This is a genomic window from Pseudomonas sp. S2_E01 (assembly GCF_054668365.1).
Genome location: NZ_CP162762.1, coordinates 5,907,862 through 5,933,100, shown reverse-complemented (window position 1 = coordinate 5,933,100; position 25,239 = coordinate 5,907,862). Strand labels below are relative to the sequence as shown.

General features: G+C 59.3%; 22 protein-coding genes. 4 read left to right on the top strand and 18 right to left on the bottom strand.

Going from position 1 to position 25,239, the window contains the following annotated elements:
• Positions 1-6: 6 nt before the first annotated feature.
• The gene (locus AB4O36_RS27380; RefSeq protein WP_460140704.1) at positions 7-972 is read right to left on the bottom strand and encodes a GlxA family transcriptional regulator; all 966 of its coding nucleotides are present in this window, start codon (positions 970-972) and stop codon (positions 7-9) included.
• Between the two features lie 280 nt (positions 973-1,252).
• Between AB4O36_RS27380 and AB4O36_RS27375 the strand changes: the two genes are divergently transcribed.
• Positions 1,253-1,894 carry an HD domain-containing protein gene (locus AB4O36_RS27375; RefSeq protein WP_460119899.1) on the top strand — a complete coding sequence of 214 codons (642 nt, stop codon included), beginning with the start codon at positions 1,253-1,255 and terminating at the stop codon, positions 1,892-1,894.
• Positions 1,895-2,031: 137 nt separating this feature from the next.
• Here AB4O36_RS27375 and AB4O36_RS27370 read toward each other — a convergent pair whose 3' ends face one another.
• The 7 genes from AB4O36_RS27370 to AB4O36_RS27340 form a co-directional block, all read right to left on the bottom strand.
• Positions 2,032-2,922, bottom strand: coding sequence for an ABC transporter permease subunit (locus AB4O36_RS27370; RefSeq protein WP_460119897.1), 891 nt, complete (start codon positions 2,920-2,922; stop codon positions 2,032-2,034).
• Positions 2,919-3,839 carry an ABC transporter permease subunit gene (locus AB4O36_RS27365; protein WP_460119895.1) on the bottom strand — a complete coding sequence of 307 codons (921 nt, stop codon included), beginning with the start codon at positions 3,837-3,839 and terminating at the stop codon, positions 2,919-2,921. Before AB4O36_RS27365 ends, AB4O36_RS27370 begins: the two co-directional genes overlap by 4 nt.
• A complete protein-coding gene (locus AB4O36_RS27360) occupies positions 3,836-4,978 on the bottom strand; it encodes an ABC transporter ATP-binding protein (protein ID WP_460119893.1) in 1,143 nt (380 codons plus the stop codon). The genes AB4O36_RS27365 and AB4O36_RS27360 overlap by 4 nt, the downstream gene beginning before the upstream one ends.
• A 73-nt stretch (positions 4,979-5,051) precedes the next feature.
• Complete coding sequence (locus AB4O36_RS27355; protein ID WP_460119891.1) at positions 5,052-6,149, bottom strand: polyamine ABC transporter substrate-binding protein; 1,098 nt, start codon at positions 6,147-6,149, stop codon at positions 5,052-5,054.
• A 242-nt stretch (positions 6,150-6,391) separates the two neighbouring features.
• Positions 6,392-7,504 (bottom strand): polyamine ABC transporter substrate-binding protein, encoded by a 1,113-nt coding sequence (locus AB4O36_RS27350; protein WP_460119889.1) that lies wholly within the window; start codon positions 7,502-7,504, stop codon positions 6,392-6,394.
• Positions 7,505-7,673: 169 nt separating this feature from the next.
• The gene (locus AB4O36_RS27345; protein WP_460119887.1) at positions 7,674-9,038 is read right to left on the bottom strand and encodes an aspartate aminotransferase family protein; all 1,365 of its coding nucleotides are present in this window, start codon (positions 9,036-9,038) and stop codon (positions 7,674-7,676) included.
• A gap of 59 nt (positions 9,039-9,097) precedes the next feature.
• Positions 9,098-10,456: a glutamine synthetase family protein gene (locus AB4O36_RS27340; RefSeq protein ID WP_460119886.1), complete on the bottom strand. Its 1,359-nt coding sequence runs from the start codon at positions 10,454-10,456 to the stop codon at positions 9,098-9,100.
• 674 nt (positions 10,457-11,130) lie between these two features.
• Between AB4O36_RS27340 and AB4O36_RS27335 the strand changes: the two genes are divergently transcribed.
• Positions 11,131-12,507, top strand: a complete 1,377-nt coding sequence (locus AB4O36_RS27335; protein ID WP_460119884.1) for a glutamine synthetase family protein — start codon at positions 11,131-11,133, stop codon at positions 12,505-12,507.
• 199 nt (positions 12,508-12,706) lie between these two features.
• The gene (locus tag AB4O36_RS27330; protein WP_460140703.1) at positions 12,707-13,345 is read left to right on the top strand and encodes a TetR/AcrR family transcriptional regulator; all 639 of its coding nucleotides are present in this window, start codon (positions 12,707-12,709) and stop codon (positions 13,343-13,345) included.
• Between the two features lie 123 nt (positions 13,346-13,468).
• On the opposite strand, the gene AB4O36_RS27325 is transcribed toward AB4O36_RS27330, so the two are convergent.
• The 9 genes from AB4O36_RS27325 to argE all read right to left on the bottom strand — a co-directional run bounded on the left by AB4O36_RS27325 (position 13,469) and on the right by argE (position 23,056).
• A complete protein-coding gene (locus AB4O36_RS27325) occupies positions 13,469-13,684 on the bottom strand; it encodes a TOBE domain-containing protein (protein WP_205890466.1) in 216 nt (71 codons plus the stop codon).
• A gap of 108 nt (positions 13,685-13,792) precedes the next feature.
• Entirely contained in the window at positions 13,793-14,599 is an 807-nt protein-coding gene (gene ssuB / locus AB4O36_RS27320; protein WP_460119880.1) for an aliphatic sulfonates ABC transporter ATP-binding protein, read from the bottom strand.
• Positions 14,596-15,378, bottom strand: coding sequence for an aliphatic sulfonate ABC transporter permease SsuC (gene ssuC, locus AB4O36_RS27315; protein WP_460140702.1), 783 nt, complete (start codon positions 15,376-15,378; stop codon positions 14,596-14,598). The genes ssuB and ssuC overlap by 4 nt, the downstream gene beginning before the upstream one ends.
• 154 nt (positions 15,379-15,532) lie before the next feature.
• On the bottom strand, positions 15,533-16,498 hold the full coding sequence (locus tag AB4O36_RS27310; protein ID WP_460140701.1) for a sulfonate ABC transporter substrate-binding protein: 966 nt from the start codon (positions 16,496-16,498) through the stop codon (positions 15,533-15,535).
• 90 nt (positions 16,499-16,588) lie between these two features.
• Entirely contained in the window at positions 16,589-17,182 is a 594-nt protein-coding gene (gene ssuE / locus AB4O36_RS27305; protein ID WP_460140700.1) for an NADPH-dependent FMN reductase, read from the bottom strand.
• Positions 17,183-17,490: 308 nt separating this feature from the next.
• A complete protein-coding gene (locus AB4O36_RS27300) occupies positions 17,491-18,129 on the bottom strand; it encodes a peroxiredoxin (RefSeq protein ID WP_460140699.1) in 639 nt (212 codons plus the stop codon).
• A 291-nt stretch (positions 18,130-18,420) separates the two neighbouring features.
• A complete protein-coding gene (locus AB4O36_RS27295; protein ID WP_460140698.1) occupies positions 18,421-19,764 on the bottom strand; it encodes an OprD family porin in 1,344 nt (447 codons plus the stop codon).
• Between the two features lie 570 nt (positions 19,765-20,334).
• Positions 20,335-21,633, bottom strand: coding sequence for an amino-acid N-acetyltransferase (argA, locus tag AB4O36_RS27290; RefSeq protein WP_460119868.1), 1,299 nt, complete (start codon positions 21,631-21,633; stop codon positions 20,335-20,337).
• A gap of 265 nt (positions 21,634-21,898) precedes the next feature.
• Positions 21,899-23,056 carry an acetylornithine deacetylase gene (gene argE / locus AB4O36_RS27285; RefSeq protein WP_460140697.1) on the bottom strand — a complete coding sequence of 386 codons (1,158 nt, stop codon included), beginning with the start codon at positions 23,054-23,056 and terminating at the stop codon, positions 21,899-21,901.
• Positions 23,057-23,213: 157 nt separating this feature from the next.
• On the opposite strand from argE, the gene AB4O36_RS27280 reads away from it, so the two are divergent.
• On the top strand, positions 23,214-24,584 hold the full coding sequence (locus tag AB4O36_RS27280) for a CYTH domain-containing protein (protein ID WP_460140696.1): 1,371 nt from the start codon (positions 23,214-23,216) through the stop codon (positions 24,582-24,584).
• 121 nt (positions 24,585-24,705) lie between these two features.
• On the opposite strand, the gene AB4O36_RS27275 is transcribed toward AB4O36_RS27280, so the two are convergent.
• On the bottom strand, positions 24,706-25,176 hold the full coding sequence (locus AB4O36_RS27275; protein WP_460119863.1) for an Lrp/AsnC family transcriptional regulator: 471 nt from the start codon (positions 25,174-25,176) through the stop codon (positions 24,706-24,708).
• Between the last annotated feature and the right edge of the window lie 63 nt (positions 25,177-25,239).

Here is a 25,239-nt window from a genome sequence, read left to right as displayed (position 1 = left end):
CCAGGCTCAAACCACCAGGCCAAAATTCAACCGAAACTGCTGCGGCGTCACCCCCAGCCGGCGGTTGAACACGTTGCGCATGTGCTGGGCATCACGAAAGCCGCACTCATAGGCCACGGTTTTCAACGGCGCCGCCGTACTCTCGAGCATCACCCGCGCCGCATCCACTCTTGCCCGCTCGACAAACTCCGCCGGAGTCACTTTTGCTTCCCTGGTAAACACCCGGGAGAAATTGCGCGCACTCATGTTGGCCGCGCTCGCCAGCTCGGCATTGGTCAGGTCCCCGGTCAGGTTCGCCAATACGTAGCGCTGAATCATCGCCACCGCAGACTCCGGCTCGGCATGGGGTGTGAGAAACGGGCTGAACTGCGACTGCCCGCCGGAGCGCTGGGTGAACACCACCAATCGTTTGGCCACACGCAAAGCAATTTCAGGCCCATGATCCCTGGCCAACAGATACAACGACAGGTCGATCCCGGCGGTAACACCGGCCGAGGTATAGAGCTCACCGTCCTGCACGTACAGGCGATCGGCGTCTACCCGCGCCTGGGGGCACAACGCGGCCAATGCCGCAGCATCTTCCCAGTGTGTGGTGACGGTGCGCCCTTGCAGCAAGCCGGCACGCGCCAGCATGAACGCACCGTTGCAGATCGAGCCAAACCGCTGCGCACGGGCGCAGGCTTCGCGCAGCCAGGCATCGAAGGCCTCGCCGAAATCCAGGCCCGGCAACTGTGGACCACCGGCCACCAGTAACAGGTTATAAGCCTGCACAGCCTCACTGAAGTGCCGATGGGCTTGCAACAACAAGCCGTTGGAGCACGACGTCACCCCATACTCAACGCCGATCACGTCCAGCTGATAGTGATCCTGCGGCGAAAGGAACCGATTCGCCTCGGCAAACACGTCCATGGGCCCAGTGACATCCAGGGACTGCACGCCGGCGAATATCACGATGGCAACGGTTTTACTCATGATGGATTGCCCCCCATAGATGCCATCCCCCTCCCCCTGTAGGAGCGAGCATGCTCGCGATGGTCGCCAACGATTACTCTGGCAGCCTGACACTCCGCGGTGTCTTGTCTACCATCGCGAGCATGCTCGCTCCTACAGGGATGGATGAACAACATTCAATTGGCACGATTCGCAGGTTGATTGGCCAGGATCCTAGCCATGGCGCGATTGTCCGGTTGTGGGGCCGGGAACAGACTTGTTCCATCAGCGCCGCCCCGGCGCTCCCTGTGAGGACAACAGCATGAGCACAACCATCGCCGGCATCAAGATCCCCGACAGCGCCCTGGCACGGGCCGCCACCGACTACATTCGCGACATCGAATCCGACCTGCTCTACCACCACTCGCGCCGGGTGTTTCTGTTCGGCGCATTGAGTGGTGAACGCAAAAAACTGGTTTATAACCCCGAGCTGTTGTACATCGGCGCGATGTTTCATGACCTGGGACTGATGGAGGGTTATCGCAGCGACAACGAGCGCTTTGAAGTCGATGGTGCCAACGCGGCGGCTGAGTTTCTCAAGCCTTACGGGCTGAGTGATGACGACATCGAGCAGGTGTGGCTGTCGATTGCGTTGCACACCACACCCGGTGTGCCGCAACACCTGCGCCCTACCGTGGCGCTGGTGACAGCGGGTGTCGAGATGGACGTGCTGGGCATGGACTACGCGGCGTTTTCCAGCGTGCAGCGCGAGGCGGTGGTGCATGCGCATCCACGGGGTGAAGGATTCAAGGAATGCATCATCTGCGCCTTCGCCGACGGCCTGCGCCATCGCCCGCAAACCACCTTTGGCAATGTGAAGACCGATGTGCTGGTGGATCAGGAGCCGGGGTTCAAACCGATGAACTTCGTGGAAGTGATTCGCCGCTCGCCTTGGGTTTCCTGATCACCGAACCGGTCCTGCCGCTACAAAAACAACTGTAGGAGCGAGCTTGCTCGCGATGGAGTGTCAGTCGACATGGATGTCACTGACAGATCATCGCGAGCAGGCTCGCTCCCACAAGGGAAGGCCCCCGAAGGGACTCAAGCCGCTTCCGGCGCCTGCGCGCGGCGTACGTCCGGTTGCTTCCAGGAGTCGGCAGCGCTCTCTTCGATCGCCAGCTGGATGGCACGCTTGCGCGCTTCTTCGGCACGGCGGCTGAAGAACCACACCAGGAAGGTCATCAGCGATACCGCCAACAGGATCAGGCTGGCCACGGCGTTGATCTCGGGCTTCACGCCCAGACGCACCGCCGAAAACACTTCCATCGGCAGGGTCGTGGAACCTGGGCCTGATACAAAGCTGGCCAGTACCAGGTCATCCAGCGACAGGGCGAACGACATCATGCCGCCGGCACCCAGCGATGGCGCGATCATCGGAATGGTGATCAGGAAGAACACCTTCCATGGCTTGGCACCGAGGTCCATGGCCGCTTCTTCGATGGACAGGTCCAGCTCGCGCAGACGCGCCGACACCACCACCGCCACATACGCCGCACAGAACGTGGTGTGGGCGATCCAGATGGTCACGATGCCGCGCTCCTGGGGCCAGCCGATCATCTGAGCCATGGCCACGAACAGCAGCAACAGCGACAGACCGGTGATCACTTCCGGCATCACCAGCGGCGCAGTGACCAGGCCACCGAACAGCGTGCGGCCTTTGAAACGCGTGATGCGGGTCAGGACGAACGCCGCCAGGGTGCCCAGTGCGACCGCCGCAACCGCGGTGTAGCAGGCGATCTCCAGCGAGCGCACCACTGAACCCATCAGTTGCGTGTTGTCCATCAGGCCGACGTACCACTTGATCGACCAACCACCCCAAACCGTCACCAGTTTGGAGGCGTTGAACGAGTAGATCACCAGGATCAGCATCGGCAGATAGATGAACACCAGACCCAGTACCAGCATCAGGCTGGAGAAACGGAAGCGCTTCATTCTTTACCCTCCATTTCCTTGGCCTGACTGCGGTTGAACAGGATGATCGGCACGATCAGGATCGCCAGCATCACCACCGCCAGGGCGGATGCCACCGGCCAGTCACGGTTGTTGAAGAACTCCTGCCACAGCACTTTACCGATCATCAGCGTTTCCGGTCCGCCCAGCAGCTCAGGAATCACGAACTCACCGACCACCGGGATGAACACCAGCATGCAACCGGCGATGATGCCGTTTTTGGACAGGGGGATGGTGATTTTCCAGAAGCTGTTGAAGGTACTCGAACCCAGGTCCGATGCAGCTTCCAGCAGGCTGTGATCGTGCTTAACCAGGTTGGCGTAGAGCGGCAGGATCATGAACGGCAGGTACGAATAGACAACGCCGATGTACACCGCCAGGTTGGTGTTGAGGATTTGCAGGGGTTCGTCGATAAAGCCCATGCTCATCAGGAAGCCGTTGAGCAGGCCGTTGTTGCTGAGGATGCCCATCCAGGCATAGACGCGGATCAGGATCGCGGTCCAGGTCGGCATCATGATCAGCAGCACCAGCACCGTCTGCAGCTCTTTACGGGCTGTGGCGATGGCGTACGCCATCGGGTAGCCAATCACCAGGCAGAGGATGGTGCTGATCAGCGCCATCTTCAACGACCCCAGGTACGCGGAGATATAGAGCTCGTCGCCGGCGAGCATGGCGTAGTTGCCGAGGTTGAGCAGCACTTGCAGCTTCTGCTCGGCGTAGGTGTAGATCTCGGTGTACGGCGGGATGGCGACATCGGCTTCAGCGAAACTGATCTTCAAGACGATGAAGAACGGCAACATGAAGAACAGAAACAGCCAGATGAAAGGCACCCCTATGACCAACTGGCGGCCACCGGGAATTATTCGATTGAGGCGGCGTTTGAATTTGCGCATGTTCATGAGCGCAATACCACGCCGCTGTCGTCTTCCCACCACACGTAGACCTGGTCACCCCAGGTCGGTCGTGCACCACGGCGTTCGGCGTTGGCGACGAAGGACTGGACAATCTTGCCGCTCGGCAATTCCACGTAGAACACCGAGTGTCCGCCCAGATAGGCGATGTCGTGCACCTTGCCGCTGGACCAGTTGTACTCGCAGGTCGGCATGGTCGGCGTGACCAGCAGTTTCTCCGGACGGATCGCGTAGGTCACCGATTTGTCCTGCACCGAGGTGCTGATGCCGTGGCCAACGTAGATCTGGCGGTCCAGGTCCTTGCAGGTGATGGTCGCGTGGCCTTCAGCGTCGTCGATCACTTCACCGTCGAAGATGTTGACGTTACCGATGAATTCGCAGACCAGGCGGCTGGTCGGGGTTTCATAGATGTCGATCGGGCTGCCGATCTGGGCGATCCAACCCAGATGCATGATCGCGATGCGCTCGGCCATCGTCATGGCCTCTTCCTGGTCGTGGGTCACCATGACGCAGGTCACGCCAACGCGCTCGATGATCTCCACCAACTCCAGTTGCATCTGCGAGCGCAGCTTCTTGTCCAGGGCCCCCATGGGCTCGTCGAGCAGCAACAACTTCGGGCGCTTGGCCAACGAACGCGCCAGGGCCACACGTTGACGCTGGCCACCGGACAACTGGTGCGGCTTGCGCTTGGCGTACTGGGTCATCTGCACCAGCTTGAGCATGTCCGCCACCCGGGCATCGACTTCCGCAGCAGGCAGTTTGTCCTGCTTGAGGCCGAAGGCGATGTTCTGCGCCACGGTCATGTGCGGGAACAGCGCGTAGGATTGGAACATCATGTTGATCGGCCGCTCGTAGGGCGGCATGTCTGTGATGTCCACACCATCGAGGAAGATTCGGCCCTCGGTCGGTCGTTCGAACCCCGCCAGCATGCGCAGCAGAGTGGATTTGCCCGATCCCGAACCGCCGAGCAGGGCGAAGATCTCGCCCTTCTTGATTTCCAGGGACACGTCGTCCACGGCAATCGTCTCGTCGAACTTCTTCGTGACCCGGTCGATTTTGACCAGCACCTGCTTGGGTGTCTGGTCGCCCTCGAGGGCTTTCTTATAGGCGCCGGAGGCAACAGCCATTTACGAAACTCCCAGAAAAAAAGAGTGCAGTTCGCTCAAGGTGAGCCAACCTGGATAGTTTGAGTCTTGAGCTCTACTTACCTGACTTGACCTTGGTCCAGCTACGGGTCATCAAACGTTGAATATTGGGTGGCAACTCAATCGACACATAGGTCTTGTCGAGTACTTCCTTGGGTGGATAAACCGATTCGTCGTTACGGATTTCCTGATCCATCAACTTGTCGGACGCCGGGTTGGGGTTGGCGTAACCGACATAGTCACTGACCTGCGCGATCACCTCAGGTTTCAGCAAATAGTTGATGAAGGCGTGGGCCTGCTTGACGTTGGCCGAGTCTTTTGGAATCGCCAGCATGTCGAACCACAGCGCGCCACCTTCCTTGGGAATCGAGTAGGCGATGTCCACACCCTTCTTCGCTTCGGCCGCGCGGTTCTTCGCCTGGAAGATGTCGCCGGAGAAACCGATGGCCACGCAGATATCGCCGTTGGCCAGGTCTGCGATGTATTTGGAGGAGTGGAAGTAAGTCACGTAAGGCCGCACCGCCAGCAACTTGGCTTCAGCCTTTTTGTAGTCTTCAGGGTTGGTGCTGTTGGCGTTCAGGCCCAGGTAGTTGAGGACCGTGGGCATCATTTCATCGGCGGAATCGAGGAAAGCCACACCACAGCTCTGCAGCTTCTTGATGTTTTCCGGCTCGAACACGGCTGCCCAGGAGTCGATCTTGTCGACACCCAACACCGCCTTGACCTTCTCGACGTTGTAACCGATGCCGTTGGTGCCCCACAGATAAGGCACGGCGTAGAGGTTGCCAGGGTCGTTCTGTTCCAGTCGCTTGAGCAGCACCGGGTCGAGATTGGAATAGTTGGGCAATTGCGACTTGTCGAGCTTCTGGAAAGCGCCCGCCTTGATCTGCTTACCCAGGAAGTGGTTGGACGGCACGACCACGTCGTAGCCCGTACGCCCGGCCAGCAACTTGCCCTCCAGGGTTTCGTTGGAGTCGAACACGTCGTAGACCGGCTTGATCCCCGTCGCTTTCTGGAAGTCGGCCAGGGTGGTTTCCCCGATGTAATCCGACCAGTTATAAATATGCACGGTGCCCGCAGCCTGAGCACTGACAGCCATCGTCAGCCCGGTGCCGATCAACAATGCATTGCGCAACAAAGAAAAAATAGGCAAGTGGAGGTCCTCTAAAATTAGTTGGGCCCAAGTTGCCCCGCGTTACATGACAGTCTTGGCTGCCCAGCAACAAAACCGGCGCGCAACTTACCCTCGAAAAACCGTTCCAGCAAACTTTATGAAAATCCCCTGTAGGAGCGAGCACGCTCGCGATGGTCGTCAACGATAACGCGGGATGCCTGACACCCCTTGGCGCTGCGACTTTCTTCGCGAGCATGCTCGCTCCTACAGTGGGTTACCGCTTACTTACCGGATTTGATCTTGGTCCAGCTGCGAGTCAGCAGACGCTGGGTCGCGGCCGGCAAGTCGGCAATCGCGTACAGTTTGGCCAACACGTCGGCTGGCGGGTAGACGCCTGGATCGCTGGTGATGTCTTTATCAACCAGCGCGGTCGCCGCCGCGTTACCGTTCGGGAAACGTACGGCGTTGGTGATTTCAGCCATGACTTCCGGCTTCTGCAGGAAGGTCATGAACTTGTAGGCGCCTTCGACGTTTTCGGCATCTTTAGGGATGGCGACCATGTCGTAGAAACTGCCTGCACCTTCCTTGGGAATGTTGTAGCTGACTTTCACCTTGTCACCGGCTTCTGCCGCACGGGACTTCGCCTGGTAGATGTCACCCGAATAACCGATGGCTACGCAGATGTTGCCGTTGGCCAGGTCCGAAATGTACTTGGACGAGTGGAAGTAGGCGATCGAAGGACGCACTTTGAGGAACAGCGCTTCGGCTTCGGCCAGTTGTTTCTTGTCCTGGCTGTCGGTTGGATAGCCCAGGTAGTGCAGCGCCGCTGGAATCATCTCGGTCGGCGAATCGAGGAAACTGATGCCACAGGATTTCAGCTTGGCAGCGTTCTCAGGCTTGAAGACCAGGTCCCAGGAGTTGGTCGGTGCATCGGCGCCCAGAGCGGCCTTGACCTTCTCGGCGTTGAAGCCGATACCGATCGAACCCCACATGTACGGGAAAGCGTGTTCGTTGCCCGGGTCGCTGACCGAGACCGCCTTGAGCAGGTCGGTGTTCAGGTTTTTCCAGTTAGGCAGCTTGGACTTGTCCAGCTTCTGGTAGACGCCGGCCTTGATCTGCTTGGCCAGAAAGTTGTTCGACGGTACGACGACGTCGTAGCCGGACTTGCCTGCCAGCAATTTGGCTTCCAGGGTTTCGTTGCTGTCGAAGACGTCGTAAACGACCTTGATGCCCGACTCGTCTTCAAATTTCTTGATGGTGTCCGGAGCGATGTAATCGGACCAGTTGTAGACGTGCAACACCTTGTCGTCCGCCTGCACCGCACCCGCCATAATGCCCATCAGGGACATGGCGAGGAGAGTCTTGCCAGCAAGCTTTTTTCCTAATGCCTTCATGCGTTAATGCTCCAAATTTTTCTTTTTTGAACCACTTTGTTCAGCGGCCGAACCCGGACAACTGGAACCGCGGCTAGTCTGGCAAGATCCGAGGCGGTCTTTCAAGGAAAGGCCGCCCTTTATGACACCCCGAGCGAAAGTTTCATGTCTTGCGCAGAGAGCCTAGCACTTAGCCCTGCAACGCACTCAGGGTCAGGTCCAGACACTTGCGAGCCTTCTCCACCAACTCATCGATTTCCGCCTTGCTGATCACCAGTGGTGGAGCAATGATCATGGTGTCGCCTACGGCGCGCATGATCAGGCCGTTGTCGAAGCAGAACTGGCGGCAGATCATGCCAACGCCCTTGCCTTCGTAGCGCTTGCGTGTGGCCTTGTCCTGCACCAGCTCGATGGCCCCCAGCAGACCGACACCACGCACTTCGCCCACCAACGGGTGATCGTTCAGTTCCCGCAGACGTTTCTGCAAATACGGTGCCGTTTCGGTGTGAACATGCTCGATAATTTTCTCTTCGCGCATGATGCGGATGTTTTCCAACGCCACCGCTGCCGCCACCGGGTGCCCGGAGTAGGTGAAGCCGTGGTTGAAATCGCCGCCTTCGTTGAGCACCGCCACGACCGAGTCGCGCACGATCAGGCCACCCATTGGGATGTAGCCGGAGGTCAGCCCCTTGGCGATGGTCATCATGTCGGGCTTGAGGCCGTAGAAATCGGTGCCGAACCACTCACCGGTACGGCCGAAGCCACAGATCACTTCGTCCGCCACGAACAGGATGTCGTACTTGGCGAGGATTTCCTTGATGCGCGGCCAGTAGGTTTCTGGCGGAATGATCACGCCACCGGCACCCTGGATCGGCTCGGCGATGAAGGCACCGACGTTGTCCACGCCGACTTCCAGGATCTTCTCTTCCAGCTGGTTCGCCGCCCACACACCAAACTCTTCAGGAGTCATGTCGCCGCCTTCGGCGAACCAGTACGGCTGTGCGATGTGGACGATACCCGGGATCGGCAGGTCGCCCTGTTCGTGCATGTAGGTCATGCCACCCAGGCTCGCGCCGGCCACGGTGGAACCGTGATAGCCGTTCTTGCGGCTGATGATGACTTTCTTGTTCGGCTGGCCCTTGATCGCCCAGTAGTGGCGGACCATGCGCAACATGGTGTCGTTGCCTTCGGAGCCGGAACCGGTGAAGAACACGTGGTTCATGCCCTCGGGGGCGATATCGGCGATGGCCTTGGACAGCTCCAGTACCGGTGGGTGGGCGGTCTGGAAGAAGAGGTTGTAATACGGCAGTTCGCGCATTTGCTTGTTGGCCGCCTCGGCCAACTCATCACGACCGTAACCAATCGCTACACACCACAGGCCGGCCATGCCGTCGAGAATCTTGTTGCCTTCACTGTCCCACAGGTAGACACCCTTGGCGTTGGTGATGATCCGCGGCCCTTTTTCTTTCAGCTGCTTGAAGTCGCTGAACGGCGCCAGGTGGTGATCGTTGCTCAGGGTTTGCCATTCACGGGTTTGCGGGTTGTTGCTGGTCATACGAATCTCCTGAAGAATCCAGATGAAGGCGCTGTCCGACAACGACAGCGCCCGGCGTATCAGACGGCGAAGAGCAGGAATTCCCGTTCCCACGAACTGATGACACGCTTGAAGTTTTCATGCTCGGCCCGCTTGACCGCGACGTAGCCAGTGATGAAATTTTTGCCCAGGTATTTCTCGATGGTCGCGCTGTTTTCCATGCGTTCCAGCGCGTCTTCGATGGTCAGTGGCAGGCGCAGGTTGCGGCGTTCATAGCCGCGTCCCACTACCGGCGCACTCGGGTTCATGCCTTCGACCATGCCGATGTAGCCACAGAGCAGGCTCGCGGCGATCGCCAGGTACGGGTTGGCGTCGGCACCCGGCAGACGGTTTTCCACCCGACGGTTTTGCGGTCCGGCATCCGGAACCCGCAGCCCCACGGTGCGGTTCTCTTCGCCCCACTCCACGTTCACCGGTGCCGAGGTATCCGGCAGGAAGCGGCGGAACGAGTTGACGTTCGGCGCGAACAGCGGCAGCAGCTCGGGAATCAGCTTCTGCAACCCTCCGATGTGGTGCAGGAACAACTGGCTCATGGTCCCGTCTTCATTGGAGAAGATGTTCTTGCCGGTCTCCAGGTCGACGATGCTCTGGTGCAAGTGCATCGCGCTGCCCGGCTCACCGGTCATGGGCTTGGCCATGAAGGTAGCCGCCACGTCGTGCTTGAGCGCGGCTTCGCGCATCGTGCGCTTGAACACCAGGATCTGGTCGGCCAGTGACAGGGCATCGCCGTGACGGAAGTTGATTTCCATCTGCGCCGTGCCGTCCTCGTGGATCAATGTGTCGAGGTCCAGCTCCTGCAATTCGCACCAGTCGTAGACGTCTTCGAACAGCGGGTCGAACTCGTTCGCCGCTTCGATGGAGAACGACTGGCGACCGATTTCCGGGCGACCGGAGCGGCCGATTGGCGGCTGCAACGGGTAGTCCGGATCGTCGCTGCGCTTGGTCAGGTAAAACTCCATTTCCGGCGCCACGATCGGCTGCCAGCCCTTGTCGGCATAGAGTTTGAGGACTTTCTTGAGCACGTTGCGCGGCGACAGCTCGATCGGGTTGCCTTGCTTGTCGTAGGTGTCGTGGATCACCTGGGCGGTGGGCTCGATAGCCCAGGGCACCGGGTAGACCGCGTTCTGGTCGGGGCGGCAGATCATGTCGATGTCGGCCGGGTCGAGCAGTTCGTAATAGATGTCGTCTTCGACATAGTCGCCGGTCACGGTCTGCAACAGCACGCTTTCGGGCAAGCGCATGCCTTTCTCGGCGATGAACTTGTTGGTCGGCGAAATCTTGCCCCGGGTGATCCCGGTCAAGTCGGAGATCATGCATTCGACTTCTGTGATCTTGTGGCTTTTCAGCCAATCGGTGAGCTGGTCGAGGTTGTTACTCATAAATGCCTCTAGGCTTTGAGTTTCCTGGCTATCGCAAGCCAGGCGATGTTGTGACGCATGGGTGTCGCGTTGAAATGTACGTCAGCGACAGGCTATCGTGTTTTCATGCAAGTGCACGGGGCGTGCCGGGCGTGCAGAATCACGAGCAGCAACTTGCCGCGTGATAGCCAGGCCGTCATTGTGAATCGGTTCTATATTGAAAGGAGTAACCGTAATGGGGGTGCTCCGGGAGCCGTCCAGAATATCGGACGCAAACACCGGCTTCATCTGGAACGCGCACAGGCCCGAAGCCAGCGGAGTCAAAGCGCCTGGATAAACATCGCGTCTAATGTGACAAGCATGCGGACCGTTATGCATAGAGCATTTGGTGATGCCGATTGACGGCAGGCGAGACATGAAGCACCCCGGTATTATTGCTGTTATGGGTTTGATTCGAGCTTAGCCTTGTTCATTTTTTTACACAACACCCCCGTAAAAAATACAACACGGCCCGCTCAAGCCCGCAGTCGGCTAAGTGTTGGAAGGCATAAAAACGCCCCAAATAGCCACAAAAAAGCCCCGCGAGCGCTTTTTTAGGGCAAAAAAGGCCTTACTTGACTTCGGCATGCCGTTCGGGTTGACTGGAATCCGAAGAGATCAATGATTGATATTTTTAACAACAAAGGTGTTGCATCATGTCGGTACCCCCGCGTGCCGTTCAGCTTAACGAAGCGAACGTGTTCCTTAAGGAACATCCTGAGGTTCTGTACGTTGACCTTCTGATTGCGGATATGAATGGTGTGGTGCGCGGCAAGCGCATCGAACGCACCAGTCTCCACAAGGTTTACGAGAAAGGCATCAACCTGCCGGCCTCACTATTTGCCCTGGATATCAACGGCTCGACGGTAGAAAGCACCGGTCTGGGCCTGGACATCGGTGATGCTGACCGAATCTGTTATCCAATCCCCGATACCCTGTGCAATGAACCCTGGCAAAAGCGACCGACCGCGCAATTGCTGATGACCATGCACGAACTTGAAGGTGAACCTTTCTTCGCCGACCCGCGCGAAGTTTTGCGACAAGTTGTTACCAAGTTTGACGAGCTGGGCCTGACCATCTGCGCCGCCTTCGAACTGGAGTTCTACCTGATCGACCAGGAGAACGTGAACGGTCGCCCGCAACCTCCCCGCTCGCCGATCTCGGGCAAACGCCCGCACTCGACACAGGTCTACCTGATCGACGACCTCGACGAATACGTCGACTGCCTCCAGGACATCCTCGAAGGTGCGAAGGAACAAGGCATCCCGGCCGACGCCATCGTCAAGGAAAGTGCCCCGGCGCAATTCGAAGTGAACCTGCACCATGTGGCTGACCCGATCAAGGCCTGCGACTACGCGGTGCTCCTCAAGCGTCTGATCAAGAACATCGCCTACGACCATGAAATGGACACCACCTTCATGGCCAAGCCTTACCCGGGCCAGGCAGGTAACGGTTTGCACGTTCACATTTCGATTCTGGACCGAGACGGCAAAAACATTTTTGCCAGCGAGGATCCCGAGCAGAACGCCGCGCTGCGTCACGCGATCGGCGGTGTGCTCGAGACCCTGCCCGCGCAGATGGCTTTCCTCTGCCCGAACGTGAACTCGTACCGTCGTTTCGGCGCCCAATTCTATGTGCCGAACTCGCCATGCTGGGGTCTGGATAACCGTACCGTAGCGATCCGCGTACCTACGGGCTCTTCGGATGCTGTGCGCATCGAACACCGCGTCGCGGGCGCCGACGCCAACCCGTACCTGCTGATGGCCTCGGTCCTGGCGGGCGTGCACCACGGCTTGACCAACAAGATCGAGCCAAATGCCCCCGTCGAGGGCAACAGCTACGAGCAGAACGAGCAGAGCCTGCCGAACAACCTGCGTGATGCATTGCGTGAGCTGGACGACAGCGAAGTCATGGCCAAGTACATCGATCCGAAATACATCGATATCTTCGTGGCCTGCAAGGAAAGTGAGCTGGAGGAGTTCGAACACTCCATCTCCGACCTTGAGTACAACTGGTATCTGCATACCGTTTAAGCGGTTGCTGCAATGAAAGAACGCCGTTGGCTGAATCAGCCAACGGCGTTTTTTTATGGCCGCCTGCGGCGGATCGCGAGCAGGCTCGCTCCCGCACGGGAACGCGATCCACTGTGTGAGCGAGCCTGCTCGCGATGGCGCCCGGCAGACAACACAGAAGCCTGCTCGTACAATGCCCGCTGTCCTGCAGGAGAGCCCGATGACACGCGCAGCCACCCCCCGCAAACCCCGCGCAGCCAGCCAGGCGCGCATTGATTCGATTCTCGATGCTGCCCGCACGCTGCTGGCCACCGAGGGCGTGGCCAGCTTGTCGATCTACAGCGTTGCCGAGCGGGCCGAGATTCCACCCTCCTCGGTCTACCACTTCTTCGCCAGCGTGCCGGCCCTGCTCGAAGCGCTGACGGCCGACGTCCACGCCGCCTTCCGCGCCTGCCTGCAAGCCCCCATCGACCACGCGGCACTGAACGACTGGCGCGACCTGTCGCGGGTGGTGGAACAGAGGATGCTGGAGATCTACGACGCAGACGCCGCCGCCCGCCAGCTGATCCTCGCCCAACACGGCTTGACCGAGGTCACCCAGGCCGACCGCCAGCACGACATCGAACTCGGCGACCTGATGCACAAGCTGTTCGACCGGCACTTCGAGTTGCCGAAGCTGCCGGGCGATGTCGATGTGTTCGCATTGGCCATGGAGCTGGGCGACCGCGTTTACGCCCGCTCAGTGCAGCAGCATGGGCAGATCACCCCGCGTATGGCGGAGGAAGGGATGCGGGTGTTCGATGCGTATCTGGGGCTTTATCTGCCGCCTTATCTGCCCAAGCGAGCTGCTTGGGGCTGAGGAATTTGTTGCCTGTGCGGGCCTCTTCGCGGGCAAGCCCGCTCCCACAGTAGACCGCGTAGATCCTGTGGGAGCGAGACCGGCTTGCCGGCGATGGGCGCACCGTCGAAACAATTGATGCAATCACAACTTCGCGATCGATACCTCGGTGGACTTCACGAACGCGATGACTTCGCTGCCCACCACCAGCTCCAACTCCTTCACCGAGCGGGTGGTGATCACAGAGGTCACGATGCCGGAAGCGGTCTGGACGTCGATTTCCGAGAGCACGTCGCCGAGCACGATTTCCTTGATGGTGCCTTTGAACTGGTTACGCACATTGATGGCTTTGATAGTCATATTTATTTCTCCAAGAGTCGAAATGAGCTGCAAGTGCCAAGCTTCAAGCTGCAAGTAAAAGCAAAGTGCTCTTGCTTGCCGCTTGTGGCTGGAGGCTTGTAGCTGTCTTCATTGCGCCCAACGCAGTTGCGTAGGCAAGGGTGAAACGGGTTCCGGTTCCGGCGGTTCGCCGGGCAGTGACAGCACACGGTTGAGGACTTCGGTTTCCAGCGCCGCCAGCCGATGGGAGCCACGAACCCGAGGGCGCGGCAGTTCCACCTGCAGGTCAAGGCCGACTTCGCCTTCTTCGATCAGGATGACCCGATCGGCAATGGCCACCGCTTCGCTGACGTCATGGGTCACCAGCAACACGGTAAAGCCGTGCTGTTGCCAGAGCCGCTCGATCAGTTGCTGCATTTCAATTCGGGTCAGGGCATCCAGCGCGCCCAACGGCTCATCGAGCAGCAGCAGGCGCGGTTGGTGGATCAGCGCACGCGCCAGGGCCACCCGCTGCTTCTGGCCTCCGGACAGTGCCGCCGGCCATTCATTGGCACGATCGGCCAGGCCCACCGACTCCAGCGCCTGTAACGCCTGCGGCCGCCAATCGCCGCTGAGCCCGAGACCGACGTTATCGATGATCTTTTTCCATGGCAGCAGGCGCGCTTCCTGGAACATCAATCGCGTGTCTTCCCGCGCATCGCTCAGCGGCGCAGCACCGGCGAGCAATTGGCCGCCCGTGGGCTTGTCCAGACCGGCGAGCAAACGCAGCAAAGTACTTTTGCCGCAACCGCTGCGCCCCACTACCGCAACGAACTGTCCGGCCGGAATGTGCAGGTCGATCTCGCGCAATACCTGCCGCGAGCCGAAGGTTTTTTGCAGTTTGCGCACCACCAGCGGAATCCCGCGCAGCAGGCGTGGAGGTTGTTGAGCCGTCATGCTGCACCTCCCTTGGCGACTTGATAGGCCGGATGCCAGCGCAGCCACACACGTTCAAGCCCACGGGCCGCGAGGTCGGCGAGTTTGCCGAGCACCGCGTACATCAGAATCGCCAGCACCACGACGTCGGTCTGCAGGAACTCCCGGGCATTCATCGCCAGGTAGCCGATGCCGGAGCTGGCCGAGATGGTTTCGGCAACGATCAGGGTCAACCACATGAAGCCCAGGGCAAAGCGCACACCGACCAGGATCGAAGGCAGCGCCCCCGGCAGGATCACCTGGCGAAACAGGCTGAAGCCGGACAGTCCGTAGCTGCGCGCCATTTCCACCAATGCCGGATCGACATTGCGGATACCGTGATAGGTGTTGAGGTAGATCGGGAACAGCGTGCCCAACGCCACCAGGAAAATCTTCGCCGACTCATCGATACCGAACCACAGGATGACCAAGGGAATCAGTGCCAGGTGCGGCACGTTGCGGATCATCTGCACCGAGCTGTCGAGCAGGCGCTCACCCCATTTCGACAGGCCTGTGATGAAGCCCAACACCAGGCCAATACCGCCGCCGATAGCGAAGCCAAGGGCCGCGCGCCAGCCACTGATCGCCAGGTGCGTCCAGATTTCACCACTGCTCACCAAGCTCACACCGGCCTCGATCACCGCGATGGGCGCCGGCAGGATCCGCGTCGACAGCCAGCCCGCCGACACCGACAACTGCCACACCGCCACCAGCAAGACCGGCAACGCCCAAGGCGCCAGGTTGTGGATAATTTTCTTCATCGTCCGCCTCAGCTCGGCAGCGCAGCGCTGGGCAGATAACCGCAGTCAACGGCGCAAGCGCCAGCGGTGGTGCCAAGGTCATGGACGTTGCCGCGTGTTGCCAGGTACCAGAAAAAACTGAGGCTCATGGAGTGGTCTCCTTGGGGAATTCTAATTACTGCGCCTTGGCGACGGCGGCCGGTGGCGTCCAGATCACGTCTTTGATGCTCAAGGGTTTGGGTATCAGCTTGAGCTGGTAGAAGCTGTCGGCGATTTTCTGTTGGGCGGCGACCACTTCAGGTGTCAGGAACAGTGCGCCATAGCCCTGGCGCTTCACCGAGGTGAGGGTGATGTCGGCAGGCAGGCCCAACAGGGGCGCGACCTGCTGGGTCACGTCCTCGGGATTGGCCTTGGACCATTCGCCCACGCCGCGCACTTCCTCCACGAGGGTCTTGATCACCTCGGGGTTTTTCTGGGCGTATGGTTTGGTGGCCAAGTAGAATTGGTGGTTGTCGACGATACCCTGGCCATCGCGCAGGGTGTGCGCTTGCAGTTGCTGTTCGGCCGCGGCTTGATACGGGTCCCAGATCACCCAGGCATCGACACTGCCACGCTCGAACGCGGCGCGGGCATCTGCCGGCGGCAGGAACACGGTCTGGATATCGCTGTACTTGAGGCCGGCATCTTCCAGCGCGCGGACCAGAAGGTAGTGCACGTTGGAGCCTTTGTTGAGTGCGACTTTCTTGCCTTTGAGGTCCTTCACCGATTTGATCGGTGAGTCCTTGGGCACCAGGATCGCTTCGCTGTGGGGCGCCGGTGGCTCGTAGGCGACGTAGAGCAGATCGGCGCCGGCAGCCTGGGCAAACACGGGCGGGGTTTCGCCAGTGACGCCAAAGTCGATGGAGCCGACGTTCAGGCCCTCAAGCAGTTGCGGGCCGCCTGGAAACTCGGTCCATTGCACGTCCACGCCTTGAGCGGCAAGACGCTTTTCCAAGGTGCCCTTGGCCTTGAGCAGCACCAGGGTGCCGTACTTCTGATAACCGATTCGAAGGGTCTCGGCCTGAGCTTGAGTAATGGCGCCGAAGGACACAGCCGCAGCAAACAGAGCGACCAGACCACGACGCAAAATGACAGTGCGCATAGCGCTCTCCTTTTTGCAGTGAGGTTGTGGCTGCACCTGCTTGGCCGTTGACGGCTGAGTAAGGTGAGTACATCAAATTCAGGGTGTGGCTTAAATGCTCCAGCGAGCAGTCAGCAGACGATCACTCAACAGGCCCGGATCGAGCGGCTTGGGCCGTCTCGTCATAGCGCTTAAAAACAGTTCCAGCGACTCGTTCAATCGTTGTTCCAACTCAGGCGCCAGTTGCGCCGCGGCACTGCCTTCGCCATAGGCAATCTGGCTGTCGACAGCGAAAATCCCCTGGAGCAATTCATCGGCCTTCAATGCCGACAACACCGGTTTGAGGGCGTAATCCACCGCCAGCATGTGAGCGATGCTGCCGCCGGTGGCCATGGGCAACACCACCTTGTGCGCCAGCGCGCGCTCCGGCAGCAGGTCCAGCACGGTTTTCAACGCACCGGAGAACGATGCCTTGTACACCGGGGTGGCGATCAGCAGGCCTTCGGCGTTTTCGATCTGTTGCAACAAATCGATCACTTTCGGACTGTCGAACCGTGCATGCAGCAAGTCTTCGGCCGGGAAGTCCCGCACGCCGTAACTCACCACTTCCACACCCTGCTCTTGCAACCAGCGTTGGGAGCGCTCCAGCAACACCCCGGAACGAGAGCGTTGACTTGGGCTGCCACCGAGTGAGACGACCAGCATTCACATGATTCCTTGAACGGTGCAGGCGATTCGCAGTGTGCGATCTCGCTTCGATGGAGAGACCTTAACAGGTGATTCATATATCTATAAATCATATTTATTCATTTGGTTATTCCACGAAGCGATATACAAAAACATAAAAAAAGGCCGTCGAAACGGCCTGAAATCCCCTGCGTTGTATGTGAGTGCGCCCCGCTTCCTGTAGGAGCGAGCTTGCTCGCGATGACGTTGTGCCTGACACCCAGCGGGGCCTGGCAGTCCATCGCGAGCAAGCTCGCTCCTACAGAGGGATGGGTGAATCTAGTCGATCAGCGATTCGGCTGCGGCGTGAGGCGCAGGTAGGGCTTCACGGCGCGATAGCCTTTGGGGAAGCGCTGCTTGAGCTCTTCTTCATCCTTGAGCGATGGCACGATCACCACTTCATCGCCGTCCTGCCAGTTGGCCGGGGTTGCCACCTTGTAATTATCCGTGAGTTGCAGCGAGTCGATCACTCGCAGGATTTCATTGAAGTTGCGACCCGTGCTCGCCGGGTAGGTGATGGTCAAGCGCACCTTCTTGTTCGGGTCGATCACGAACAGCGAACGCACGGTAAGCGTATCGCTGGCATTGGGGTGGATCAGGTCGTACAGGTCCGAGACCTTGCGGTCGGCGTCGGCCAGGATCGGGAAGTTGACGATGGTGCCCTGGGTTTCGTTGATATCACCGATCCACTTGTGGTGAGAGTCCACCGGGTCGACGGACAAGGCGATGGCCTTGACACCGCGCTTGGTGAACTCGTCCTTGAGCTTGGCGGTAAAGCCCAACTCAGTGGTGCACACCGGGGTGAAGTCCGCCGGATGGGAAAACAGCACGCCCCAACTGTCGCCCAGCCATTCATGGAAACGGATGGTTCCGGCACTGGAATCCTGCTCGAAATCGGGGGCGATGTCGCCGAGTCTGATGCTCATGGTGGGCTCCTGATGAGTGAGGTACAGAACTCAACTGTAGACCGTATTTGGGATCTAATAAAAAGAATAAATAAAGACATTATTAGATCATTAATGAATATTAAAAATCTGTTCACTGGACCTGCCCCGACATCACGACGACTATCGCGTTCGAGGTTCGAGAAGGCCTTGAGTTGCTGTAAAGAGGGGATTTCAGCGCGGGATTACGGGGGTGACTCCGCGCTGAAATGCAAAAGCCCCGCCCGGCGTGATGCCGGGCGGGGCTTTTTTTCAGCGGTTACGCGAGCGCTATTACAACAGCGGGATCGAGTAGCTGAGGATCAGGCGGTTTTCGTCCTGGGAGCGAACACCCGGCAGGTCAGTACGCCAGGTAGCGTTCTTCCACATAAAGCCGACGTTTTTCAGCGGGCCTTCTGGCACTACGTAAGCCAGGGTGAAGTCACGCTCCCACTCGGAACCATTGGAAACACTTTCGCGGCCGCTGGTGCCCACGAGGTCGATACTGTCACCTTTCAGGTAAACGGCACCGGCGGTCAGGCCTGGTACACCCACCTTGGCGAAATCATAGGAGTAGCGTGCTTGCCAGGTTTTCTCGCCGGCACGGTTGAACTTCTGAATTTGCATGTCGGTGATAGTGTAGTTCGACGAGCCGTCACCCTGGTTCAGCCAAGGGAAGTCGCTGCTGCCGTTGCTGACCTGATAACCGCCACCGAAAGTGTGACCGGCAACCGAATACAGGAACAAGCCGCTGTACAGGTTGTTGGATACCTCACCGCGACCGTTACGAACGCCAGTGTAGTTACCGGTGCTGAAGTACGCAGGATCAGTACCGTTCTTACCGTCGTCGGAGCTATTGAAGTAACGGAAGTCGGACTTCAGAACGCCTGGACCGATGGACCAGTTGTGGACCAGACCCAGGAAGTGTTGCTTGTAGAAGTCTTCCAGATTGCCGTAGTAGTACTGGGCGGTCAGATCCTTGGTGATCTTGTAGTCGCCACCGGCGTAGATGAATTTGTTGCTGTCGCGCCAGCCAGCACCACGAGTGTTAGCACCGGAGATGCTCAACTGCTCGTTGTTGCTCGAGTTACGACCCTTCACAGCTTCGATCTGACCGCCAACCAGGGTCAGGTCTTTGATTTCGCCGGAAGTGATCTGGCCACCCTGCCAGGTTTGTGGCAGCAGACGACCATCGTTGGTCACGATGACCGGGTTCTTAGGCTGCAGAGTACCCAGCTTCAGTTCAGTCTGGGAGATCTTGGCTTTGGCAGTCAGACCCAGGCTGGAGAAGTTATCCACGGCTTTACCGTTGGATTCGCTTGGGAACACGGTGCCACCGTACGCGGTACCGCTGTTGCCGTTAGTACCGCCACCCGAATCCAGACGTACGCCCAGCAGGCCGATGGCGTCGATACCGAAACCGACGGTGCCTTGGGTATAACCGGAGGTGAAACGCAGATCGAAGCCTTGGCCCCATTCTTCGTTCTTGTTAGCGCCCGGACCATCACGGTTGTCGGTATTGATGTAGAAGTTACGCAGACCCAGAGTGGCCTTGCTGTCTTCGATGAAACCGGCGGCGCCTGCCTGCTGCGCCATAACCCCTACGGCCACGGCCAGGGCCAAGGTGGACTTGTTCATTGTTTCGCTCCTCTACGTTTCTAATTCTTGTGTTCCTGGTCCTGGGTCGTGTGCCCGGGATCCTAAGATGCGCGATTAGCGCCGGACCGTGACTTACAAGTCAATCGTAACCATGTGTGTCTACGACCAAGGTCTAATCGCCGTGATGTTTGTTCCTTTCAGGGTAATGATTTATTTATAAACCTAAAAAGAATTGTTTCATCAGTTTTCATGCCATTCAGGAATATGACTCTGTGCGCTTTGCCTGAACCGGACACAGCATATCGGCACCGGAGCTAATCTCTAAATAGTATTTATCTGTCTATTTTTAGATCGATTCGCTTTTGAACCACGCGGTTAACGTCAATTGGTATCAAAATAGCGACGCCTTCATGGCGAAGCGCGCATGATCCCTGCCAAATGTTACAGTTTGTGTATCGCTCGAAATAGATTTTCAATCCGAGCCAAACCCTTCTCCCGGTCGACTTTACGAGAGAAGCGTTGGCGAAAAATTGATCAGAGTCGCTTTTTTGCAGTTATCCCAAAGGAGTAGCTGGGAAGGTTCCCAGCCGTGGCGTGGGAACCTGCCGATCAAAGCGCTTTTTCGAAGATCTTCGAGTTGCGCTGGTAGTTGTACAGCGACGCCCGCGCCGATGGCAGACGCTCGACGCTGCTGGGCGCAAAGCCACGTTCGCGAAACCAGTGTGCCGTGCGTGTGGTGAGGACGAACAGCGTTTTCAAGCCCTTCGCCCGGGCGCGGGTTTCGATGCGTTCGAGCAGTTCGTCGCCACGGCCACCGTGGCGGTACTCCGGGTTCACCGCCAGGCACGCCAGCTCCCCGGCATCGGAATCGGCAATCTGGTACAGCGCCGCACAAGCGATGATCATGCCTTCGCGCTCGACCACACTGAACTGCTCGATCTCGCGCTCCAGTACTTCGCGTGAGCGGCGTACCAGGATCCCCTGCTCTTCCAGCGGACTGATCAATTCCAACAAACCGCCGACGTCCTCGATCGCCGCCTCGCGCACGACTTCGAATTGCTCCTGCGCCACCAGCGTACCGCCACCGTCGCGGGTGAACAGCTCGGTCAGCAGCGCGCCGTCTTCGGCGTAACTGACAATGTGGCTGCGGGCCACGCCGCCCCGGCAGGCTTCGGCCGCCGCATCCAGCAGCTCGGCCTGGTAGTTGCTGCCCAGGCGTTGCAAATGCGCCGGCACCTGCTGCGGACGCAGTTCGCGGACCAGGCGACCGTTCTCGTCAAGCAGGCCTTGTTCCTCGCCAAACAGCAGCAATTTGTCGGCGCCCAGGTCGATGGCCGCGCGCGTGGCGACGTCTTCGCAGGCGAGGTTGAAGGTCTCACCGGTGGGCGAATAACCCAGCGGCGACAGCAGCACGATGGAACGCTCGTCCAGCAGGCGGTTGATGCCCTTGCGGTCGACCCGGCGCACTTCGCCGGTGTGGTGATAATCGACGCCTTCAAGGACGCCGATCGGCCGTGCCGTCACCAGGTTGCCGCTGGCTACGCGCAAGCGCGAACCCTGCATCGGCGACGATGCCATGTCCATCGACAGCCGTGCCTCGATGGCGATGCGCAGTTGGCCGACCGCATCCATCACACACTCAAGTGTCGCCGCATCCGTGATGCGCATGCCGTGGTGATAATGCGGAGTCAGGCCGCGTGCAGCCAGGCGCGCTTCGATCTGCGGACGGGAGCCGTGAACCAGCACCAGACGCACGCCGAGGCTGTGCAGCAGCACCAGGTCGTGGACGATATTGCCGAAGTTGGGGTGCTCGACACCGTCGCCGGGCAGCATGACGACAAAGGTGCAGTCGCGGTGGGCATTGATATAAGGAGAAGCATGACGAAGCCAATTAACGTAGTCGGGCATGAACCTGGGGCCTGTAATAAAGAGCAGCCAAAAAAATGGGCGAAACACAAAACGCACAACGGGCTGATGGTTATCGTCGGAACAGGCTTGGCGACACGCGTGCTCTCCTCATGAATACGGGGTTTAACCTCATTAATTTAATTCGCCCCCCCTGTAGGAGCGAGCATGCTCGCGATGGAGGCTAACGATGACGCTGTCAGCCTGACACCCAGCGGTGCCTGACAGCCCATCGCGAGCTTGCTCGCTCCTACAGAGGTTGCGGTGTTCACCCGGCCGAAGCCGGCGTCAGGCAGTAATGCTCAACCAACTGACGTAATAGATGCACCGTAGGCTGCAAACGTGACATTTCGAGGTATTCCCCCGGCTGGTGCGCACAAGCGATATCGCCCGGGCCCAGTACCACGGTTTCACAGCCAAGACGCTGAAGATAAGGCGCTTCGGTGCCAAACGCTACCGCTTCGGCACTGTGACCGGTGAGCTTTTCGGCAATTCGCACCAGTTCGCCCTCTTCGGCCTGTTCAAAGGAAGGCACTTCGGGGAACAGCGGCGCGTAATCGATCTTGACCTGATGCCGCTCGGCAACCGGCTTGAGTCGCTGCAAGATCTCGGCGCGCAGGGCTTTGGGGTCCATACCCGGCAGCGGTCGCAGGTCGAACTCAAGTGAACACTGGCCACAGATCCGATTGGGATTGTCGCCGCCATGAATGCAACCGAAATTCAGGGTCGGCGTCGGCACACCAAACTGCGGATTGCGAAACTCGCGCTGCCACAACAGGCGCAGCCCGCGCAGTTCGCCGATGGCATCGTGCATGGCTTCCAGGGCGCTGTGCCCCAGACGCGGGTCCGAGGAATGGCCGCTCTGCCCGAGGATATCGATGCGCTCCATCATGATGCCCTTGTGCATGCGAATCGGCTTGAGTCCGGTCGGCTCGCCAATAACCGCTGCACGTCCCAGCGGCCGCCCGGCATCGGCCAGGGCACGCGCACCGGACATCGAGCTTTCTTCATCGCAGGTGGCCAGGATCAGCAACGGTTGCTTGAACGGCTGATCGAGCAAGGGAATGACCGCTTCGATGATCAAGGCAAAAAAACCCTTCATGTCGCAGCTGCCCAGACCGATCCAGCGCCCGTCGACTTCTGTCAGTTTCAACGGATCGGTCTGCCACAACGCGCCGTCGAACGGCACCGTATCACTATGCCCCGCCAGCACCAGGCCGCCCGGGCCGGAGCCGAAACTGGCCAGCAGATTGAACTTGCCCGGGCTGACCTGTTGGATATCGCAGGCAAAACCCAGGTCGCCGAGCCATGTCGCCAGCAGATCGATCACCGGGCGGTTGCTCTGATCGAGGCTCGCCTGGGTGCAACTGACCGATGGCGTGGCAATCAGCGCAGCGAACTGATCTTTCATGGATGGCAAAGGCATCGCTGACTCCAATTCGCGGATTGGAGTCCATCATAGAACCATCCGGCGACAGGAATAAACCGTCGGCCGGCGAAGCGGGGTCGAGTCCTGTACACTGCACGACCTTGGCAGCCACACATTCCCCCCGGCTGCGCTCCCGATCCTGGATTTTCCGGCCATGCAGAAAGAAACCGAAATCAAACTCCGCGTCAGCCGCGAAACCCTCGCTGCCCTGCGCGAGCACCCGCTGTTGAAAAAACGCAACAAAAATGGCTGGGAACGCCGCGAGCTGATGAACCAGTATCTCGACACACCAGAGCGCGACCTGGCCCACGCCAAGGTGGCCCTGCGCCTGCGTCGCGATGGTGACGAGATCATTCAGACGCTCAAGACACGCGGCCAGAGCATCGCCGGCTTGTCCGAGCGCAATGAATACAACTGGAACCTGCCCAAGGCCAAACTCGACGTCAAGAAACTCGACGGCGAATGCTGGCCAGAGCAACTGGCTGATCTGGACAAAAAAACCCTCAAGCCGATCTTCACCACCGATTTCGTGCGCGAACGTGCAGAAATTGCCTGGGGCCGTGGCAAGTCCAAAGTGGTCATCGAAGCCGCGCTGGACCTGGGTCACGTTGTGGTCGGCAAGCAGAAGGAAGAAATCTGCGAGCTGGAGCTTGAACTGCGCGAAGGCGAGCCGGCAGCCTTGCTGGAACTGGCCGTCGAACTGGCCGCCACCTTGCCGCTGATGCCTTGTGACATCAGCAAGGCCGAGCGCGGTTATCGCCTGTACGACGCCAGCAGCTATTCGCTGAGCCTGCCGGCACCGCAACTGACCGCCGAAACGCCACTGGACGACGCCTTCGCCGCGCTGGCCTGGCACCTGCTCGGCAGCAGCCAGCGCCTGGCCGAACAGTATCGGTTCAATGGCCACTGGCGCCTGTTGCAGGACTGGGTCGACAACCTCGCCGAGATGCGTGCGCTGCTGAGCAGCCTGGGCCAGGCCGCACCGCGCCAGTCCACGCACGACCTGCGTGTGGCCCTGGATGCCTTGCTCGAAGACTGGCGCCCGCTGGTGCAAGTCGGCATCGAAGACGAAGACGTGCGCAAGGCCGCACCTGAGCAGTTCCTCGAAGAACTGGAAGACCCGCGCTGGGGTCAGTTCTCCCTGAACCTGTCGCGCTGGCTGCTGGCCCGCACCTGGACTGCGGACCGGAACGTGCGCGGCAACCGCCAGGGCGCGGCGCAACTGGCCAGCTGGCTGCCGCGCCTGTTGGCCGAAGAAGCCACTTCGTTGCAATTGCAGCGCTACCAGCAACAACCGGAAGACCTGGCCGAACAGCTGCCTCGCATCGAGCGCATCCAGGCCTGGCTGCATCATGCCCGCCACGTGCTGGACATCGCAGAAATGGATCGCCTGTACGGTGAACTCAAGCAGCTCGCTCAACTGGCGAGTGAGCCGACGATCACCGACGAACTGCTCGACGCGCGCAAGCAGCAGGCGATCGCGGTGTATCAAAACCGCGCCTGGCGAATCCTGCTGCGCGGCTGATCCGTCCCTGTAGGAGCGAGCATGCTCGCGATGGAAGATCAGGCACCTTGGGGTGTCAGGCAGACAGCGTCATCGTCAGCCTCCATCGCGAGCATGCTCGCTCCTACAGGGTAGCGGCGCGTTATCCCATCACCGGCAAGCTCGTCGTCGACTTGATCTCCGACAACGCCACAATCGAGTTCACCTCCTGGATCCCAGGCACAAGTGAAAGCTTCTCGAAGAAAAATCGCTCGTAGGCCTCGATGTCCGCGGCGACGATGCGCAGCATGAAATCCACCGAACCCATCAGCACATAACACTCAAGCACTTCGGGAAAACCGCGAATCGCCTCGGTGAATTCGGTGAAGTTCGAACGGCCGTGGGCGTTGAGTTTGATTTCCGCGAAGATCTGCGTGTTCAGCCCAATTTTCTTGCGGTCCAGCAAGGTCACCTGCCCGCGAATGATCCCCTCCTCCTTCATCCGCTGGATTCGCCGCCAGCACGGCGACTGCGACAGGCCCACCTGTTCGGCGATCTGTGCGCTGGAAAGGGAAGCGTCCTCTTGCAGCAACGCGAGAATCCTGCGGTCGTAGCCATCCAGTTCGCTTTGCATAAATAAACCCTAGATCGATACGTTGTTGAATAATCTAATTCGATAAGTCGCCTTTTGTATCCA